Annotated in this window: 18 protein-coding genes; 7 read left to right on the forward strand and 11 right to left on the reverse strand. The window is 68.6% G+C overall.

Going from position 1 to position 18,368, the window contains the following annotated elements; translation table 11 throughout:
• Nucleotides 1-15: 15 nt before the first annotated feature.
• The 6 genes from EAF64_RS17250 to EAF64_RS17275 form a co-directional block, all read right to left on the reverse strand.
• A complete protein-coding gene (locus EAF64_RS17250) occupies nucleotides 16-765 on the reverse strand; it encodes a bacteriorhodopsin (RefSeq protein WP_129070227.1) in 750 nt (249 codons plus the stop codon).
• Nucleotides 762-2,333, reverse strand: a complete 1,572-nt coding sequence (locus tag EAF64_RS17255) for a methyl-accepting chemotaxis protein (RefSeq protein ID WP_129070228.1) — start codon at nucleotides 2,331-2,333, stop codon at nucleotides 762-764. The genes EAF64_RS17250 and EAF64_RS17255 overlap by 4 nt, the downstream gene beginning before the upstream one ends.
• A 125-nt stretch (nucleotides 2,334-2,458) precedes the next feature.
• Nucleotides 2,459-3,235 (reverse strand): endonuclease NucS, encoded by a 777-nt coding sequence (gene nucS / locus EAF64_RS17260; protein ID WP_394345756.1) that lies wholly within the window; start codon nucleotides 3,233-3,235, stop codon nucleotides 2,459-2,461.
• Nucleotides 3,236-3,286: 51 nt separating this feature from the next.
• A complete protein-coding gene (locus tag EAF64_RS17265; RefSeq protein WP_129070229.1) occupies nucleotides 3,287-3,853 on the reverse strand; it encodes a DUF6735 family protein in 567 nt (188 codons plus the stop codon).
• Between the two features lie 33 nt (nucleotides 3,854-3,886).
• Entirely contained in the window at nucleotides 3,887-5,059 is a 1,173-nt protein-coding gene (locus EAF64_RS17270; protein WP_129070230.1) for a tRNA sulfurtransferase, read from the reverse strand.
• A 71-nt stretch (nucleotides 5,060-5,130) separates the two neighbouring features.
• On the reverse strand, nucleotides 5,131-5,592 hold the full coding sequence (locus tag EAF64_RS17275; RefSeq protein WP_129070231.1) for a DUF6789 family protein: 462 nt from the start codon (nucleotides 5,590-5,592) through the stop codon (nucleotides 5,131-5,133).
• 344 nt (nucleotides 5,593-5,936) lie between these two features.
• On the opposite strand from EAF64_RS17275, the gene EAF64_RS17280 reads away from it, so the two are divergent.
• The 3 genes from EAF64_RS17280 to EAF64_RS17290 all read left to right on the forward strand — a co-directional run bounded on the left by EAF64_RS17280 (nucleotide 5,937) and on the right by EAF64_RS17290 (nucleotide 8,619).
• Nucleotides 5,937-6,668, forward strand: coding sequence for a bacteriorhodopsin (locus tag EAF64_RS17280; RefSeq protein ID WP_129070232.1), 732 nt, complete (start codon nucleotides 5,937-5,939; stop codon nucleotides 6,666-6,668).
• Between the two features lie 128 nt (nucleotides 6,669-6,796).
• Nucleotides 6,797-7,567: a lycopene cyclase domain-containing protein gene (locus EAF64_RS17285; RefSeq protein ID WP_129070233.1), complete on the forward strand. Its 771-nt coding sequence runs from the start codon at nucleotides 6,797-6,799 to the stop codon at nucleotides 7,565-7,567.
• On the forward strand, nucleotides 7,501-8,619 hold the full coding sequence (locus EAF64_RS17290) for a Brp/Blh family beta-carotene 15,15'-dioxygenase (protein ID WP_227739037.1): 1,119 nt from the start codon (nucleotides 7,501-7,503) through the stop codon (nucleotides 8,617-8,619). The genes EAF64_RS17285 and EAF64_RS17290 overlap by 67 nt, the downstream gene beginning before the upstream one ends.
• Here the strand turns inward: EAF64_RS17290 and EAF64_RS17295 are convergent.
• Nucleotides 8,606-9,115: a hypothetical protein gene (locus EAF64_RS17295; RefSeq protein ID WP_129070235.1), complete on the reverse strand. Its 510-nt coding sequence runs from the start codon at nucleotides 9,113-9,115 to the stop codon at nucleotides 8,606-8,608. The genes EAF64_RS17290 and EAF64_RS17295 overlap by 14 nt on opposite strands.
• Nucleotides 9,116-9,191: 76 nt before the next feature.
• Entirely contained in the window at nucleotides 9,192-10,481 is a 1,290-nt protein-coding gene (locus tag EAF64_RS17300; protein WP_129070236.1) for an endonuclease/exonuclease/phosphatase family protein, read from the reverse strand.
• Nucleotides 10,482-10,618: 137 nt separating this feature from the next.
• On the opposite strand from EAF64_RS17300, the gene EAF64_RS17305 reads away from it, so the two are divergent.
• Entirely contained in the window at nucleotides 10,619-11,818 is a 1,200-nt protein-coding gene (locus EAF64_RS17305; protein ID WP_129070237.1) for a hypothetical protein, read from the forward strand.
• Between the two features lie 232 nt (nucleotides 11,819-12,050).
• On the opposite strand, the gene EAF64_RS17310 is transcribed toward EAF64_RS17305, so the two are convergent.
• A complete protein-coding gene (locus EAF64_RS17310) occupies nucleotides 12,051-12,641 on the reverse strand; it encodes a 50S ribosomal protein L15e (RefSeq protein WP_129070238.1) in 591 nt (196 codons plus the stop codon).
• A 234-nt stretch (nucleotides 12,642-12,875) separates the two neighbouring features.
• Here EAF64_RS17310 and EAF64_RS17315 point away from each other — a divergent pair, with 234 nt between their 5' ends.
• Nucleotides 12,876-13,712, forward strand: coding sequence for a formate/nitrite transporter family protein (locus EAF64_RS17315; RefSeq protein WP_129070239.1), 837 nt, complete (start codon nucleotides 12,876-12,878; stop codon nucleotides 13,710-13,712).
• A 5-nt stretch (nucleotides 13,713-13,717) separates the two neighbouring features.
• Here the strand turns inward: EAF64_RS17315 and coxB are convergent, their stop codons facing one another.
• Nucleotides 13,718-14,476 carry a cytochrome c oxidase subunit II gene (gene coxB / locus EAF64_RS17320; protein WP_129070240.1) on the reverse strand — a complete coding sequence of 253 codons (759 nt, stop codon included), beginning with the start codon at nucleotides 14,474-14,476 and terminating at the stop codon, nucleotides 13,718-13,720.
• A 153-nt stretch (nucleotides 14,477-14,629) separates the two neighbouring features.
• Between coxB and EAF64_RS17325 the strand changes: the two genes are divergently transcribed.
• Nucleotides 14,630-16,891 (forward strand): DUF6789 family protein, encoded by a 2,262-nt coding sequence (locus EAF64_RS17325; protein WP_129070241.1) that lies wholly within the window; start codon nucleotides 14,630-14,632, stop codon nucleotides 16,889-16,891.
• Nucleotides 16,888-17,421: a hypothetical protein gene (locus EAF64_RS17330; RefSeq protein WP_129070242.1), complete on the forward strand. Its 534-nt coding sequence runs from the start codon at nucleotides 16,888-16,890 to the stop codon at nucleotides 17,419-17,421. The genes EAF64_RS17325 and EAF64_RS17330 overlap by 4 nt, the downstream gene beginning before the upstream one ends.
• Here EAF64_RS17330 and EAF64_RS17335 read toward each other — a convergent pair whose 3' ends face one another.
• Nucleotides 17,422-18,225: a cytochrome c oxidase subunit 3 gene (locus tag EAF64_RS17335; RefSeq protein ID WP_129070243.1), complete on the reverse strand. Its 804-nt coding sequence runs from the start codon at nucleotides 18,223-18,225 to the stop codon at nucleotides 17,422-17,424. It lies immediately after the preceding gene.
• Nucleotides 18,226-18,368: the final 143 nt, after the last annotated feature.

Here is an 18,368-nt window from a genome sequence, read left to right on the forward strand (position 1 = left end):
ACTGGCCGTGACGGGTCAGACGGCCGGACTGCCGGAGGTTCCGTCGTCGGTCGTCGCGTCACCGGCGTCGACGGCGTCCGGACCCGTCTCGAACGCCTGGGTGTTCTGCCAGACGAAGTAGAGATAGGGAGTCTTCGCCACCACGTCGAGGTACGCGACGACCAGGCTGAGGCCCACGCCCGACATGAGGCCGAAGCCGGCCGGCCCGATCAGCCAGACGTTCGGGTACGCGAGCCAGAGGAGACCGACGTGGTTCTGGAGGAGTTTGAACAGCCCCTTGCGTTTCGGGTCGTCCGGGACGAACCGGGGCAACACGGCGTAGAGGACGAGCAACAGCGACGCGTGGCCGAATCCCGACAGACCGAGGAACACCCACTTCGTGAGGCCGGTCGTCACCGTCGCGACCGCGCCCATCAGGATCATCACGCCGTCGGCCGCCGCCAGGCCGACGATCCACCGGCGGGGTGCGCTGGCGACGTGTCCGATGTACCCGACGAGTATCGGCGTCGTGAGCAGCCAGTCGACGTACCGGGGCAAGACGATGCTCTGCTCCCCGATCGTGAGCGTCCCGACGTCGAAGAACATCACCACGTAGGACACCCCGGCGATGGTCGGGATGGCGAGGAGGTACTTGAACGCGCCCCGCTCGGCGAGGTCGGGGTCGTCGGTGAGCAGTCGCCACCCGATCCAGATGCCGACGCCGAACCCGAGGACGGCGATCGCGTAGAAGACGGCCACCGGATCGACGGGGAGCGCGACCATCATCGCTCACCTCCGTCGGTGACGGCGGCACTGTGACGGCGTCTGGTGTCGCCCGTCAGGTCGAAGCGATCGATCTCGGCGATCAACTCGTTCGCGGTCGTCTCGAAGCCACTCATCGTGTCCGTGATCTCGTCGACAGCACTCGCCTGGTTCGTGACGGCATCCGCGATGGACTCGGCCGACGTCTCCGTCTCACGGCTGCGCTCGGTCACCTCGTTGATCCCTGCCGCGGTCGTCTCGACGGTCTGTGCCTGGTCGTCGGTGGCGTCGCTGATCTCGAACACACCATCGTTGATGTCCTCTATCGAGTCGGCGATCGCCTCCAGTTCGCTGAGCGCATCCTCGACGGTCTCGACCCCGTCCTGGACGCGGGCTCTGGTCGTCCGGACCGACGCGGCGGCTTCGTCCGTCTCCGTCTGGACCTGTTCGACCATCGCCGCGATCTCGTCGGCCCGTTGCTGGGTCTCCTCGGCCAGTTGTTTCACCTCGTCGGCGACGACGGCGAATCCGTCACCGGCCCCGTCGCCGGTGCCACCTTCGCCGGCACGGGCCGCCTCGATCGAGGCGTTCAGCGCCAGGATGTTCGTCTGTTCGGCGATGTCGCGGATGATCGCCACGATGTCGGTGATCTCGTCGGCACTGTCGGCCAGCGTCTCGATCTGTGCGACCGTCTCGGCGGTCTCCTGCTGAATCCGCTCCATCTCCTCGATCGCGCCGGTCGCGGCCGTCCGCGCCTGATCGCTGGCCGCGGTCGCCTCCTCGCTCCGGCCCGCGAGGTCGTCCGCGGTCGCTGCGATCTCTTCGGCGGCGGCCGACATGGTGTCGATGTCCCCGGCCGTCGCCTCCAGTTTCTCCCGCTGTGCCCGTGCCTCGTCGGTGATCCCGGCCGCCGTCCCGGCGGCGTCGTCGACGTTCCGCTCGATCCGCCCGGCCACCTCGGCCACCGTCCGCGCCTCGTCCTGAATCTCGGTGGCGAACGACTGCACGTCTTCGAACGCGGCGGTGAGGTCGTCCATCGTCGCGTTGAACTCGCGGCCGATCGTGGCCAGCGCCTCGTGATCGGTCTCGACGTCGATCCGACGCGTCAGGTCGCCGTCCGCCACCGCCTGCATCGTCTCGGCGTACTGCTCGGCCGCCGTCTTGTACTCGGTCGCCAGTTCGGCCGCCTCTTCACGGGCCTGCTCTGCCTCCCGGCGGGCCGCGTTCGCCTCCTGCTCCGCGGACTCTGACTCCCGTTTTGCCGCTTCCAGGTCGCCGATCCGGGTCGCCAGTGATCCACGCATCTCGTCGAGTGCCACGTACAACTCGCCGATCTCGTCCACCCGTTCGGTCTCGACTCGTGCCTCGAAGTCCCCGTTCGCGATCTCGCCCGCCTGCTCCTCCAGTTCGGACACGGCCGCGATCGTCGCCGTCCCAGTCACGGATCCCAGCGCCAACAGCCCGGAGAGGCCGGCCGTGACCGTCGCCGCGAGGTTTCCCGTACTCACGGCGACGACGACGATCAACAACCCCGTTATTCCGTACCCGAGAAACAGCTTCAGCCCGAAACTCCGACGGATTCGTTCAAACATGGCTGACTGTTGGCTTCCCACATCTTATGCTTCCGCCCGTGATTATCACGAACTATTATAGCTCCGCGATACGGACAAAATCAAACCCGGCCGTCCGTGGGCGAAACGGGTCGTCTACGGACCGATCAGTCGGTACGGGTGCTCGGCGACGGCTCCAGCGCGACGAACTCCATGCCCTGCTCGGCGAGCAGTTGCCGCGCCCGGTCGGTCACCGAGGGCGCGACCAGAATCCCACGAACGTCGGCGTCGGCGTGGAGGTCCCGCTCCAGCGCGTCGACGTACCGGCCGAGTTGGCCCACGGCGTCCGGGCCGACCCGCCTGCGTTTCAACTCCACGACGACCCGCCGACCCTGTGTGTCCTCGCCGAAGATGTCCACCGCGCCCGCGGGCGTCTCCCGCTCGGTCGCCAGCGGGGTGAACCCCGCCTCGACGAGGCCGGGGTCGTCGAGGATGCGCTCGCGGAGGTCCGCCTCGGTGCCCTCCAGCGCGAGTTCCCGCTCGTCGGTCACGTCGTAGGCGGTGACCTGCAGGATCTCCTCGAAGCGGACCAGCAACTCCTCTTCGGGCGTCGAGCGCAGGCTGTGGAGTTCGAGGCGGCCGTCGGTCAGCCGGCCCTCCTGGGTCGAACCCGGCGGTTGCCAGTTCACGGGCTGGTGGCCCTCGTCGGTGTGGACCAGCGTCGTCCCGTCGGGCTTGCAGACGACGAGGCGGTCGCCCGGGCCGAGGTGGCTCGACGCCCGTCCGTCGTACTCCACAGTACAGGTACCGAAGACCGACACCACGTCCTCGCGCTCGAAGGCCGCCGCGACCGCCTCCCGAGCGTCGGCGGGCGTCGGACTCGCGAGTGTTACCACTCCGGCCGCGTCCCCGGCCTCGGCACTCCCGTCACCCTGTTCGGTCACTGCCCGTCCGTAGTCGCGGTCGGCGGATAAGCGCGTCGAGACCGACTCCCGTCAGTCGTCCCACCCCTCCGGATCGACGTCGGGCCCGAGGTGGACCGTCCGTCCCTCGGCGTGCCAAGACCGGACCTCGCTGGCGAGGAACGACCGGGCCGTGGGGGGTGAGAGGCGGTCGTCGCGGACCATCGCCAGCGCGGCGGCTTTCAGCCCGGCGACGCGGCCGCGCAGGAACTCCCCGTCGGGCTCCACACGGTCGGGATCGACGCCCACCAGCGCGCCGTCTCGGGGACGCACCGTGTCCCGCCCTGGCAGGCCGAACCAGGCCGCGAGGTACGGCTGGACGGTCCCGTCGACCGCGACGACGTAGCAGGCGTCGTAGGTCTGCCAGTCGACGTGCGTGGCGAGCAGGTGGTCGAAGGATCGGTCGGTCGCCAGCGGGTCCGGATCGACACCGGTTAGCGAACCGGTGCCGGCGGTGGGATCGAACCGGCTCCCCGGTCGGATCGCGGCGAGTGAGGCCGCCAGGAGCCACTCGTGGGCACCCCAGTGTGCGTAGTGGAGGTCGTACCGGCCGTTCGTCCGTTCGTAGGCGACGAGTGCGCGCTGTCCCACGGTGGTCACGACCCGGGCTGGTCCCGTTCTCGGATAAAAGGGTCAGGGCTCGACCAGTTCGAGGTCGGCGACGGCGTCGCGGGCGCGCTCGCGGAGGTCGTCGGGTTCGCGCTCGCGGAGTCGGTCCAGTCGCGCGCTGGTCTCGGCCTGGGCCGGGGCGAAGCGGTTACAGCCCGCGGGGATCGTCGAGTCGATGAACGTCCCGATCGCTCTGGCCCGTTCGGTGATGTCGTTCTTGTCCATCGTGAGGAGGGGGCGGAACACGGGCAGGTCGGTGATCGGGTCGGTGGCGCTCAGGTTCTGGGTGGTCTGACTCGACTTCTGACCGATGGCCTCGCCGGTGACGATGCCGGCCGCACCCACGTCGAGGGCGACCTCCTCGGCCACCGCGAGACAGAACCGGCGGAAGGCCAGCATCCGTCCCTGTTCGAGGCTGTCGGCCAGCAGTTCGACCGTCTCACCGCCGGGGACCACTCGAAGGGGTTCCCGGAAGTTTGGCGCGTACGAGCCCAGCGTCCGAACCGTCTCGACGGCGCGGGCGCGGTGGTCCTGGCCGCCGTACTCTCCGAGATCGACGTACACCGGGACGACGGGACAGCCCTTCCGCATGATCTCGTAGACCGCGACCGGCGAGTCGATGCCCCCGCTGACCAGCGCGACGACCGGCCGTTGGCTGCCCAGCGGGAGACCACCTGGTCCCGGAAACTCCGTCAGGTACAGGAACGCGGCGTCCTCGCGGACTTCGACGTTGACCGTGAAGTCGGGGTCGTCCAGGTCCACTTCGGGCTCGAAGTCGCCCTCGACGGCGTCCCAGATCGCCTGCCCGCCCTCGCGGCCGAGGTCTTCGCTGTCCATCGGAAAGGTGTCACCCGCGCGACGCGCGTCGACGGCGAAGCTCCCGCCGTCGTAGTGGGTCCGGGCGGTCTCGGCCATCGCGTCGACGATGGCCTCCGGCTCGGCCGGGAGCGTCCGAGCAGGGCTGGCCGAGACGACGCCGAACGCGTCGGCGGCCACCTCGGCGGCCGCCGTGGGCTCGTCGGTCCACACGAGCGGTCTGGTCGGTCGTCGCTCCACGTCGCCGTCCACGCCGCGGTCGGCGAGCAGCGCCTCGATGTTCTCGACCAGGCGCTCTTCCATGCCGCGACGGACGCGACTGCTCTTCGTACTCATGTCCCCGTAGCGGACGACGACCGTCTCAGCGCCCGGCGGCTCCATGTCCGGGCAGAGACGGTTGGGAGTTAAATTCCTGTTGTCGTCGGTGCGGGCCGTAGCCGTGTCGGCGGGCGTCAGCGCAACGCCGCGTAGACGACGCCGAGGACGCCGCCGTACACGACGTGCCAGACGAGACTCGGCACCGCGAAGTTCGGCAACGGCGGTGCCTTCGGGAACCCGACCGCGCCCAGCCACACCGGCATCACCAGCGCCGCGAGCAGAACCCACGTCAGGACGCCCCAGGCCAGGCCCGTCCCGACGACGGCGGTCGCCGAGTCCTCCGGGATCGGTGCGAACCGCAGGATCGCCGCGAACACGACGCCCAGCACTGCGCCGTGTGCGACGTGGACGGCGATGCCCGCCACGCCGCCCGAGAGTCCGTACAGTGCCGGGATCGCAGCCGTGATCGTCGGCGGGTTCATCGCGACGACCAGCGCCGCCATCACCGCCGCACCGACGATGCCACCCGCGACGCCGGCCTGCCAGTCTGCCACACCCGTTCCACGCTCCGTGATCGTGTCTGTTTCGGTCGCCATCGCGTCCGGAACGTCGACGGGGGAGTACGTAACGCCACCCCGCGTCTGTGCCTGTGTTACAGTCGCGCACGAGCGGAAAAATACGCCCGTACCCGGCGACGACGAACCACGCACGGACGCTGGCGGGAATCTAGCCTCGGTCGCCCGTTGGTACCCCGTCGTCGGCCGGTCGCGTCCCGATCGACACGGACGCAGCGCACCGTTGACCGCCCGGCTGTCGATCGATTCTTGCTGATCCCCTTCGAAGCTATGGCAGGTTTTGGCTTATCAGCGTCTCTACGCGACGAGCCCAACTGGTTGGGCAAGGATGTTTTAACTATCTAAACCTAATTATACTATGCATCATGCCACAACCTGGTCCGGAGAGCATTTGGCTGTGGATTGGCACCGCACTGATGGCGTTGGGTACGCTGGCCTTCATCGGTATGGGCTGGAACGAGAAAGACGCACAGAAGCAGGAATACTATATCATCACGATATTCATCCCGGCCATCGCGGCCACGTCGTACTTCTCGATGGCCATGGGATTCGGGCTCACGGAGGTGACGGTCGCCGGTGAGGTTCTGGACATCTACTGGGCCCGGTACGCGGACTGGCTGTTCACCACGCCGTTGCTGCTGCTCGACCTGGCGCTGCTCGCCGGGGCAGACCGCAACACCATTTCGACGCTCGTCGGGCTGGACGTCGGAATGATCATCACGGGCCTGGTTGCCGCGCTGACCACCGCGAGCGTCGCGATGCGCATCGCCTGGTGGGGCATCAGCTGTGGCTTCTTCCTGGTCCTGCTGTACGTCCTCGTCAGCCGGCTGACCGCGCAGGCGGCCGAGCGGCCTGGCGACGTGGGTAACCTGTTCAGCACGCTCAGGAACGTGGTGATCCTGCTGTGGCTCGCCTACCCGATCGTGTGGATCGTCGGGACCGAAGGCCTCGGCCTCGTCCCGCTCTACACCGAGACGGCCGCGTTCATGGTGCTCGACGTGCTGGCCAAGGTCGGATTCGGCTTCCTGCTGCTCCGCAGCCGGAGCGTCCTCGACCAGGCCACCACTGACGCACCCGAAGCGACTGCCGCCGACTAACCACCGACCACGTGCGGTTTTTTGATACCCGGAACCCGCCGATACCACACCAACCACTAACCACCCCGCCCTGGATACCACTACTATGATCGAATCCGACATTCGCGCTCCCGGGGAGGCCCGCCCCGATGAGTGACGGGGTCGCCCTCGTCGCGCTCACCTATCTGGAGTTTCACCTCCTGTTCGTCCTGCCACCGATCGCCGCCTTGCTCGTCCTCGCCGGACCCGTCGAGCGGCCCTACGCCGGCCCGTTCGGCGTGGCACTGCTCTCGGTAGTCGCCGTCGTCTACACGACGCCGTGGGACAACCACCTCATCGCCACCGGCGTCTGGGCTTACGGCGAGGGGACCGTCCGCTTCCGGATCTGGCACGCGCCCATCGAGGAGTACCTCTTTTTCGTCCTCCAGCCCGTGCTGACGAGTCTCTGGCTCGCGCGCCTCCGGACCCGCAGTGACCACGAGTTCGGGATCTCCGTCCCACAGCGCGCGCTGGGCCTGCTCGGCGGCGGCCTCGTCGCCGCGCTGGGCCTGTTCTTCTTCGCCGAATCGACCTACTACCTCGGAACCCTGCTGCTGTGGGCCAGCCCGGTTCTGACCGTCCAGTGGGCCTTCGGCTGGCCCGTCCTCTGGGAACGTCGCCGCACGCTCGCACTCGGCATCGGTATCCCCACCGCCTACCTCGCGGCCATCGACCGCATCGCCATCGAACTCGGCATCTGGACCTTCGACGAGGCGTTCATGACCGGGCTCGCCGTCTTCGGGCTCCCCATCGAGGAACTGCTCTTCTTCGCGCTGACGAACGTCTTCCTCGTCCAGGGCCTGCTGCTGTTCTGGTGGGTGACCGACCGCTGGGAACAGGTCCGGACGGTCTGGAACCGCCGAACACCGACCGGCTCATGATCCGAACCGTACCCGGCCTCGACCTCGACGGCTCGATTCGGGACACGCTGACCCGGGGCGTCCTCTGGCCGTCGTGGGTCGTCACTGCCGCCCTCGTCGTGCCCTTTCTCTTCGGCGTCACCGTCCCGCCGGTCGTCCAGTACGTCCCGCTGGTCGCCAGCGTCCTCGTCCTCGGGTTGCCCCACGGCGCGATCGACCATCTCGCGCTCCCCCGCGTCCGGGGCGACGACCCTACGCTCCGCGCCATCGCCGGCGTGTTCGCCCTCTACGGCGTCCTCGGGGTCGCCTACGCCGCCGTCTGGTTTTTCCTCCCCGCGGCCGCGTTCGTCTTCTTCATCCTGCTGACCTGGGCCCACTGGGGGCAGGGCGACCTCTACGCACTGCTGGCCGTCGCCGACGTGGACTACCTCGACACTCGCCTCCGGCGCGCGCTCGCGGTCGTCGTCCGCGGCGGGTTGCCGATGCTCGTCCCGCTCGTCTTCTTCCCGGGCTGGTATCGCCGGGTCGCGGACGCCCTCGTCTCGCTGTTCGCACTCGCTTCGACGGCGCAACTGGAGTGGGCCTTCCAGTTCGAGACGCGACTGGTGCTCGGCGCCGTCTACGGCCTGGTCGTGTTCGGGTATCTGACGATGGGCTATCTCGGGTCCACCGTCGGGCGCTCGACCTGGGCCGTCGACGCGGCCGAGACGCTGCTTTTGATCACCTTCTTCGCCGTCGTTCCCCCCGTGCTCGCCGTCGGCGTCTACTTCTGCGTCTGGCACGCCTACCGCCACATCGCCCGCCTGCTCCCGCTCGAACCGAACTCCCGGGCCGCGCTCGACGACCACCGGCTCCGCCCCGCACTGGCTCGCTTCGCTCGGGAAGCCACGCCGCTGACGCTGGCCTCGATCGTCCTGCTCGCCGGGTTCTCCCTGCTGGTCCCGAACCCGCCCGCCGATCTTCTCGGGTGGATCGGGCTCTATCTGGTCCTCATCGCCGTGCTGACCCTGCCACACGTCGCCGTCGTGACGCTCATGGACCGCGAGCAAGGGGTGTGGACTACCGGTCGGTGACCGCCCGCAACTGCGCCCGCGCGTACTGCTGTGATGCGTTCAGCGGAACCGCCCCGGTCACCTGCACGTAGACGTTCGACTGCTGGGCGTCGACGGCCGTCTCGGTCAGCGACGTGGTCGCGAACGCCCGGTCCCCGACGCTGGCGTTCGTCGTGTTGATCCCGTCTCCCTCGTATGTCTCGCGCTGGGCGGCCAGGAACGCTCGGGCGTCTGCGGGCGACTCGAACACCAGCAGCGCGATCTGGAGGTTCGCACTCCCGTTTTGCAGTTCCAACACGCGTCCCGACTCCATCCCTGCGGGTGCGGCACCCGGCGCGCGCGTGCCGTTTGCTTCCCAGTTGGTGAACTGCTCCGCCGACAACAGGGACTCGCTCGCCGGTTCGTGGTACTCCGTCGTGCTCGGCGTCCCGTCGCCTGGCGACCCGCTACACCCTGCCAGCACGAGGAGGACGGCCACGGCACCGACCACTACGACCGATCGACTGCCACTCTCCATGGGCTACCCGTAGCCGCCCACCTCGTAAAAACGTGGTCGCCGTTTCGCTCGCCGTGGCACCGCTCCCGCCCCCGCGTCACTCCCGCCACAGTCGACCGGCGATACCGCCGGCGACTCCCGCCAGCGCCGCGAGGACCCCCAGTCCCGGCCCCGTTCCCGCCGTCGTACTCGGTGCCGCGTCGGTCGTCGACGCCGGGGTCTCTGCTCGCGTCACCGTCTCGACCGCCGTCGTGGTCCCGACCGACTCCGAGGCCGTGAGCGCGAACGTCCCGACGACGCCGGCGTGGTCCGAGGGCCAGACCTGCACCGCCTCTCCGCCCGTCCGGTAGGCGACTCGATCCGCTGGCCGGTGGCCGACGCGACCCGCGCCCGTCGTGGACACGTCGCCACGGACGAGGAGGCAGTCGACGCGACTGTCAAGCCGTGAATCGGCATTCTGGAGACTCGCGTTCTGACAGCAGGTGAACCCGTCCCGCTCGGGGTTCCGTGCCGCGTACGCGTCTGTCAGTTCCGCCGTCAACCGCTCGTAGGCCGCGGTCTCCGCGCCGGGGCCGCTGTTGAAGTCGCCGCCGACGATCACCGGCCGGTCGGTCGGCAACTGCGCGAGCAACTCCGTGGCCTGCTGGCGACGCAGCGACTTCGAGACCGACGACAGGTGCGTCGAGACGACGGTGACCGTCTCGCCGCCCACCGTCACGTCCGCGGCACAGAACCCGCGCTGGACCGAGAGGCTCCCGAGGCCCGGAATCGGGATCGGGACGCCGAAGGCCGCCTCGTACGTCGTCGTCGCGGTCGCCGTGGCGTCGCGGTCGCTCCGGACCAGCACGGCGTCCCGGTCGGTGAGGCGCACGTCGACCTCGCCGTCGTCGGTCTCCGCGGGGAGTTCCACGTCAGTCGTCACCGCCGACGCGGCCACCTCGTAGTCCAGCCCCCGCTCTGCCAGCGCCGACTGGACCGCCGCAAGCAGGTCGACGACGACAGTTTCGGCCTGCTCCGGCGAGTCCGTCCCGAAGTCGCTCGGGCGCTGGACCCTGAGCGTGGCGGCCTCCTGGAGCGCCACGGCGTCCGCACCGCTGGCTTCGATCTCGGCCGCGATGGCCTCGGCCCGCGTCGTGACGAGGGCGGGATCGACCTCGCCAAGGAGCTCACCGGCGATCCGCCGGACGTCGTCGAGCGAGCGCGCGTCGAACAGGGCGAAGAGGTCGACGCCGAGGTAGACGTTCCTTGTCAGGACCGTCAGTCCGGGAGTCTGGGACGCTGACCGGGCTGATGCCCCGCCCGTAGCGACCGCACCTGCGCCCAGTCCGACGATGCCGCCCAGCACTGTGCGTCGGCTGACCGACCTGTCGTCTGCCGGTGGTACCATTACCGACAGGTTCGGTTCCCGTCACACCTGAAGGTACTGGCTGGATCGTCCGCCGTAGACTCGCCGCCGGCCCGGCCGGATTCGCGGATTTCGATGGTGTGTCAACTGTTAAGCCGACTCCGTGACACCTGTCCCCGATGGATCGGCGCAGCGTCCTGCGCTCGCTCACAGTTGCAGGTCTGGGTGGACTCGCCGGCTGTTTCGGACTCGGCGGTGACGGCGACGAGCCGATCGGCCGTCGCGTACAGAACCGCAAGGCGGCCGAGCCACGCGGCTATCGCGTGGACTTCCACGACCAGGCCGACACGCTCGGGCAGGTGGCTCGCTCGGGGACGACCGGCCGGTCGTTCGATACGGTCACCAACAGCCGGTCCGAGACCGAGTGGGACCGCATGAAGCGTAACGATATGGAGTACACCCGGCAGTTGATGGACGAGAACCGGACCAGCGTGACGAAGTTGCGCCCCTACGTCGAGCGCACGCTGGCGTCGGACGACCCGAAGACCGAGCCATGGCCCCACGCCATCGCCTGGGGCATCGGGAACGGTCTGAACGATCACTCCGGGGTTGCCAGCAGTTACGACGCGGCGCTGATCACCGTTCCGCTGGTCGATCACTTCGCGGACCTGCTGTTCGACCGCCGCGACCGGATCGAGACCTGGACCGTCGCCGCGGCCGAACCGCCCACGCTCGGCGAGTTCAGACATCTCGCCGCCGCGATGGCCTACGAGACCGACGACGGGTCGTGGACGGTCAGGTACCTGGAGCCGACGCTTGGCTGTCTCGGCGACGTGTGTAGCACCCCCGACTTTTTCGAGTCGTCGTTGCGCCCGCCCGACGAGAGCCTCTACGCCCGGCGGGGGGCGACCGACTTCGTGACCGGCCCGGAGTTCCGGAAAGCCCAGCGGCTGGCCGACCGCAGGTACATCCAGGAGGACGACGAAGCCAGCCGTGGCGACTGGAACCAGAAGGCCATCTCCGGGGCCGTCTGTTCGTCGATGACGAACCTCGTCGACACCGCCGGGAACGACATGGACATGGGCGAAGCGCCGCCGGCCGGCATCGAGACCGTCACGTCCCGCTCGTTCGGCCGGTCGCTGGAAGACGACTTCGACAGCTTCGACTACGACACCATGCGCCGGATGGAGTTCGTCGGCCGCGCGATCACCCTGACCTTCGAACAACGGCGGTGGTACCAGCCCCTCGGGCTCGACGGCACCCTCGACGACCCCGAACTCTACGTCCTCAACGAGGACGAGGTCCGGTACGCCTGGAACAACTACGACCAGTGGGACCACGTCCCCGAGGTCGTCGAGGCGGCGAGCGAGGCGGCCTGAGGGCTACGACCGGCCAAAACAGGCGGCCAGCGGTGCTGTGCGGTCGCTGTGCCGGAGCGGTTGGAGTTGCCGTGCGGGGCGGCGGCTGTGGCGGATGCCGTGCGGAAAGAAACGAGCGCAGCAGCCGCGAGCGCGCCACGCGCGCTCGCGGCAGTTTTTCCCCAAGTTTTTGCGCAGGGGGTCGCCAGCGGCGACTCCCTGACGGAAAAAGTGGGCGTTAAAAAGTGGGGGCCTACTTAGCGCGTCCGCGGCCGCCGTTGTTGCTCGGGCGGTTGTGTTCGGTGCCCTTGCCCTTCTTGTCGAGCCCACGGTTGGACTGCCCGGCGTTGGTCAGGCCGCGGTAGGCCCGGCCGCGCTGGGAGTCGTCACAGATCCAGTTGAGGTCGTCGTCGTTCTCGATGGCGGGGTGGTGCGGGTCGAGCAGGATCACTTCGAACCACTTCTGCCGGCCGTCCTGGCCGACGGAGTAGGAGTTGAGCACGCGCAGGTTGCGGTACTTGCGGGTGGCACGCTCCTCGGCGACGCGCTGGAGGTTCTTTCGGCGGGTGATCCGGGTCACACCCTGGCGCTTCGAGCGCCGGCCGGCGGTGAAGCGCTGCTTGCGTGCGCCGCCTTTGCGGATGCTGGCGCGCACGACGACCACGCCCTGCTTGGCCTTGTAGCCGAGCGAGCGAGCCTTGTCCAGTCGGGTCGGGCGCTCGATGCGTTCGAGTGCGCCCTGGTCGCGCCACTCCTGCTGGCGCTGCCACTGTAGGTCTGCGAGCTGTCCGTCGTCGGGGTCTTCCCACGCCTCTCGGATGTGGGAGTAGAAGCTCCGTGTCATGGGCTATCACCACGGGCGTCGAGTGGTTCAATTCCCCTCTGGGGAATCACATCCCGTCCTGTGGATCGGCGGGAACCGTGTCCCCGCGCGACGCGGCAGGTGCCCGCTGGTGCCCGTCGTCCAGCGAGTTACCCCGTTCTTCCCCACTGCCGGGGTTAAACACTTCGAACTCCGTCGACGGGGTTGCACGTGCCGGCAGTCCGTTCTTGCCCGCGCTGGGCCAACGTCCGGCGAATGGCTACCGACCGCACCGATCCGTCGCCGACCTCCTACCGGGAGATTCTCCGTATCGAGATTCAGGAGGGACTGAGCGAACTCAACCGGTCGTCGGTCGGGCTGGCGCTCTCGGGACTGTCGGCCGGCCTCGACATCGGCTTCGGCCCGTTCCTGATGGTCGCGCTGATCAGCACCGCCGAGGGGACGTTCTCGGCGGCGACGATCCACATTCTGACCGCCAACGCCTACGCCGTCGGGTTCATCATCGTCGTCCTCGGCCGCTCCGAACTGTTCACCGAACACACGACGCTGGCGGTGATCCCCGTCCTCCACGGCGAGGCGTCCCTCGCGGAACTGACCCGGCTCTGGGGGATCGTCTACGTCGCGAACATCGTCGGTGCGACGCTGTTCGCCGGCTTCGTCGTCCTCGTCGGTCCCGACCTCGGGGCCGTCGAGCCGTCCGCTTTCGGTGCGCTGGCCGAGAACCTCGTCGCCCGTCCGTCGGTGACGCTCGCGGGCGGCGTCCTCGCGGGCTGGCTCATGGGGCTGCTGACCTGGCTGGTCGCCGCCGGCCACAACACGATGAGTCAGATCGTCTTCGTCTGGCTCGTGGCGCTGACCATCGGCATGGGGTATCTGCCCCACTCCATCGCCGGCACCGTGGAGGTCCTCTTCGCCGTCTTCGCCGGGCAGGGGGCGACGCTCGCCGACTTCGGTGGCTTCCTGCTCTGGAGTACCGTCGGGAACGCCCTCGGCGGCTCGGTGTTCGTCGCCCTCCTCAAGTACGGCCACGGGATCAAGGGGGGCAAGGAACCCGAAGCCTACGACGACGAGGCCGACGTTGGCGAGTCCTGAGTCGGTCAGGCCTGCGGCGTCGGCGCGTCGGTCACGTTCGCCTCGCCGCGGTGGCGCCCCAGCCAGTCCTCGTAGGCCGACGGCGAGACGACGACCACCTCGGTCCGCATCGTCGAGTGGCCCGACCCGCACAGTTCGGCGCAGTACCCCCGGTAGGTCCCCCGTTCGGTCACGCGGGTCCGGACCCTCGTGTACTTGCCGGGGAAGGCGTCCTTCTTGATGCCCAACTGCGGGACGAAAAGCGAGTGGAGCACGTCGGCCGACGAGAGCCTGATCGACACCGGTCGCTCGGCCGGGAGCACGAGCAGGCTCCGGGTCGTCACGTTCGCTCCAGGGTACCGGAACTGCCAGTCGTACTGGTAGCTCAGGCCGCGAACCGTCGCGCGCTCGCCGTCGGCCGCGCTCTCGTTTGCCGGATCGCTGACGGCTCCGGGCGAGAAGTACGGTGTCGTGAGGACCACGTACGCGGAGACGCCGACGAACAGCAGGATGATGGCGGTCGCGAGCGTCCAGGTGATCTCCAGGTTCGGCGAGTCGATGGTCGGCCGGGGGTCGGGGTTGTCCCGAAAGCGGAGCACGGCGTAGATCAGGATGACCTCGACGAACACCGCGAGCGGGAGCGCCACGTACAGCAACTGGGTGTTGAGCTCCCGGATCAGGTTCCGGTTGACCGACTGCGCGGCCGCGGGCGTCGAACACACCACAGCGAGGCCGGCGAGTGCGAGGAGCGTGCCCGCGGCCGCTCGGCCGGGTCGGGACTCCATCGTCTCCACCCTCCACGTCGAGTCACAAAAGCGTCCCTCGACCTCTCGAAATCGGCAGAGGTCAGCCCGACGACGGGTCTGTAGCTTTTTGCCCGTGTCCGTGGACGGGTCGCCAATGCCAGCCCGCCCAGTCCCCACCTCTCCCCGCCACCGATGAACCGGGCCGTCGTGGAGTTCGGTGCGCTGTGTGCACTCGCCGTCCTCGTCGTCGGCTTCGTCGCCTACGCTCGCCGGTGCGGTAGCCCGCGCGCCGACGGCGGCTACCGGGAGCGCCCGCTGTTCCACCCGAGCGTTCTCCGCGAGGGACTGGTCCGCTGGACGACCACGACCGATCACAAGGACGTCGGCCTGCTCTACATCGCGTTCGGCACGGTGGCCGCGCTGTGGGGCGGCGTCGACGCCATGATGTTGCGGACGGAACTGCTCACGCCCGCGGCCGACGTGTGGTCGGAAGCCACCTACAACGCCCTCTTCACGACCCACGGCGTCACGATGCTGTTTTTCTTCGTCACGCCCGTCTTCTTCGGCATCGGGAACTACTTCGTCCCGCTGCTGATCGGGGCCGACGACATGGCCTTTCCCCGGATCAACGCCATCGGCTTCTGGCTGTTACCGCCCGCGCTCCTCATCGCGCGGGCCGGCCTCCCCTCACAGGTCGCCGCCCAGGTTCTGGGCGCGCTCACGTCGGGGCCGCTGGTCGACTTCTTCGCCGCGCTCGAGGAACCCGGGATCGGCTGGACGCTCTACCCGCCGCTGTCGACCACGACCGCCAGCCCGCAGATCGACCTGCTCCTGCTGGGCCTGCACCTCTCGGGCATCGCCACGACGCTGGGCGCGATCAACTTCATCGTCACCATCTTCCACGAGCGCGGCGAGGGCAACTCCTGGGCCACTCTCGACATCTTCTCCTGGAGCATGCTCACGACCAGCGGGATCGTCCTCTTCGCCTTCCCCCTGCTGGGCAGCGCCCTGCTCATGCTGCTGGCCGACCGCAACCTCGGAACGACATTCTACGCGATCACTGGCGGCGGACCGATCCTCTGGCAACACCTGTTCTGGTTCTTCGGCCACCCGGAGGTCTACATCCTCTTTCTCCCAGCGACGGGACTCATGAGTCAGATCCTGCCCAAGTTCGTCGGGCGGAAGCTGTTCGGCTTTCGCTTCATCGTCTACTCGACGCTGGCCATCGGCGTCCTGAGCTTCGGCGTCTGGGCCCACCACATGTTCGTGACGAGCATGAACCCCAGACTGAGCGCCTCGTTCATGGCCGTCTCGGTCGCCATCGCGGTCCCCTCGGCGATCAAGGTGTTCAACTGGATCACGACGATCTGGGACGGCCGCATTCGACTCGCCGCGCCGGGCCTGCTCTGTATCGGCTCCATCGGAACCTTCGTGATCGGCGGCGTCACCGGAGTCTTCCTGGCGGCCGTCCCCGTCGACGTGTTCTACCACGGCACCTACTACGTCGTGGGTCACTTCCACCTCATCACCGTCGGGATCATTCCGATGATGATGATCGCGGCTTCGTACTACTGGTACCCGCTCATCACCGGCCGGTGGTACGACCGGCGGCTCGCGCGGTTCCAGGTCGGCCTGCTGATCGTCGGGAGCGTCGTCACCTTCGGTATCCTGCTGGCGCTGGGGTTCCAGGCGCTCCCGCGCCGGTACGCCAACTACCCCGCGGAGTTCGCCCCGCTCCAGCAGGTCGCGACGGTCGGCGGCTACCTGATCGGTCTCTCGGCGATCCTGTGGCTCTACAACATGATCTGGTCGTACTGGAACGGCGACCGGATCGCGGACGCCGACGTGTGGGACCTCAAAGAGAGCGACCAGTTCACCCCCGAGTGGCAGTGGCTGGAGGACCGACTCGAACGCAAATACGACGTGGAACCGACCGAACCCGAGACAGTCAGAGCGTCCTACACGACCGATCCCGAACAGGGGAGTCCCCACGTCCTCACGGACCCCGAGCGGTTGGTCAGATCCGTGGTCGGGGACACGCTCTACGGGGCGCTCGGGGGACTCATCGGGACGCTCGCGATGTCCGGTGTCCTGTTCACCGGGTCGTTCATCGGCGTGTTCGACGTGTCGGCGTTCGCCGAACTCGGCGGCCTCGTCGGCCTGGGCGAGGACGCCCGCGCCGGCTACCTGCTGTTCATCCTCGGTGGGGTCACGACTTGGGCGATCCTCTTCCGGGCCATCGCGGAGTTCCTCCCCGGCCGCCTGCTCGTCGTGACCGGGCTCTCCTACGCGACGATCATGTCGACGGGGTTCACGGTGGCGTTCTACACCGGGCAGACGGGGCTCGAACTCGTCGGCTACCTCGTCTTCGCGCTGGTCGCCCACTGGCTCTACGGGCTCGGGCTGGCGGGGACGATCCGCTACGCCGAGTACCGCCGGACGGTGGGTGAGTGAGCGTGGCCCGCGAGTGGCTCCTGACCTACGGCGTCCCCTTCGTGGGCTCGGTCCTGCTCGCGGTCGGCATCGTCGGCGGTGTCATGGGTGGTTACGCGCTGGTCCAGCCCGCGGCCGGTCTCTGTGGCGAGCCGAAGATCACGGTGGCGAGCGCGGGGGATACCGAACGCCTGCGCGAGGGGTACGCGCCGGCCGGCGGTCCCGACCTCGACCGGCTTCGGATGGAGGACCTCTCGCCGGCCGAACGCCGCGCGGTCAGGGCCGGGATCGAGGACCCCGGCGGGGAGATTCCGGTCGAGGGCGACACACCCCACCTGGCGGCGTTCCGACGGGGCGTCCTCGTCGTCGCCGACGGGCAGGCCCACTACGTGACGCTGGCGACCGAGAACGACTGCACGCAGGTGAGTCCGCTCCTCCTGCCGCTGGGGCTGGCCGCCGGTCTGCTGGGGGTCGTCGGCGTCGTCACGCCGCCGCTCTACCGCCGGTATCTCGCCTTCGAGCGCCGTCAGCGCGGGGATTCCGAGAGGTAGTCACAGCGTCACGACCGCACCGACGTACAGTACGGTCACCAGCAGAATCCAGACGGCGTCGACGAAGTGCCAGTACAGCGAGGCGGTCGTCACCGACGTGTCCCGCTCGGGCCCGCACGCGCCCCCGAGTGCGCGGCCGAACACGACCGCCAGCGTCACCACGCCGAGGAAGACGTGGAAGCCGTGGAGCCCGGTCAGGCCGTAGAACGCGCTCCCGAACACGCCACTCTGCAGGCCGAACCCTTCCACGACGAGCAGTTCGTAGTACTCGTAGACCTGCCCGGCCAGGAAGACGACGCCCAGCGCGACCGTGACGCCGAGCAACGCGCGGAACCGACGCTGGTACCCGCCGTTCAGCGCGTGGTGTGCGTAGTGGAGCGTGACGCTGCTGGCCAGCAGGACGGCGGTGTTCACGAGGACGAGCGAGCCGAGCAGGGCCGGCAGTTCGGTCGGCGGCCACGCACCAGCCCGGACGAACAGATAGTAAACGAAGCCCGCGCCGAACGTCGCCACGTCCGTCCCGAGAAAGCAGATCGTCGCCAGCCGGTAGAGCCGCTGGCGGCGGCCGCTGACTGGTGCACCGAAAAAGCCCTCGACGACCCAGCCGGTCAGTCCGACACAGAGCCCGACCGTCCCGAGGAGTGCGACGGCGGCCGCGACCGCGGTCGGGACGACGCCCGCGGCCGTCGCCAGCACCGTGAGTCCGAGCCCGGCGTACAGCGCGCCCGCACCGACCGCCGCCACGAACGGCCAGCGGCTCCGGTGTTCGCCCTCGTGGTGTGTCCCGTGTGCTGTCTCGGTCATGCCCCGCCTTCCACGTCTCGCCTGAAAACCGTCGGGTCCGTCGCCGAGCTTGTAGATCTCCCGTAACATTTCTCGCCGCCCACGCCCGAATTTTGTATAGCGACATACGATTTATCGCGTGGTTGCACGGCAGCCGCTGCCGA

The sequence above is a fragment of the Halorientalis pallida genome (assembly GCF_004118325.1).
Lineage (GTDB): Archaea > Halobacteriota > Halobacteria > Halobacteriales > Haloarculaceae > Halorientalis > Halorientalis pallida.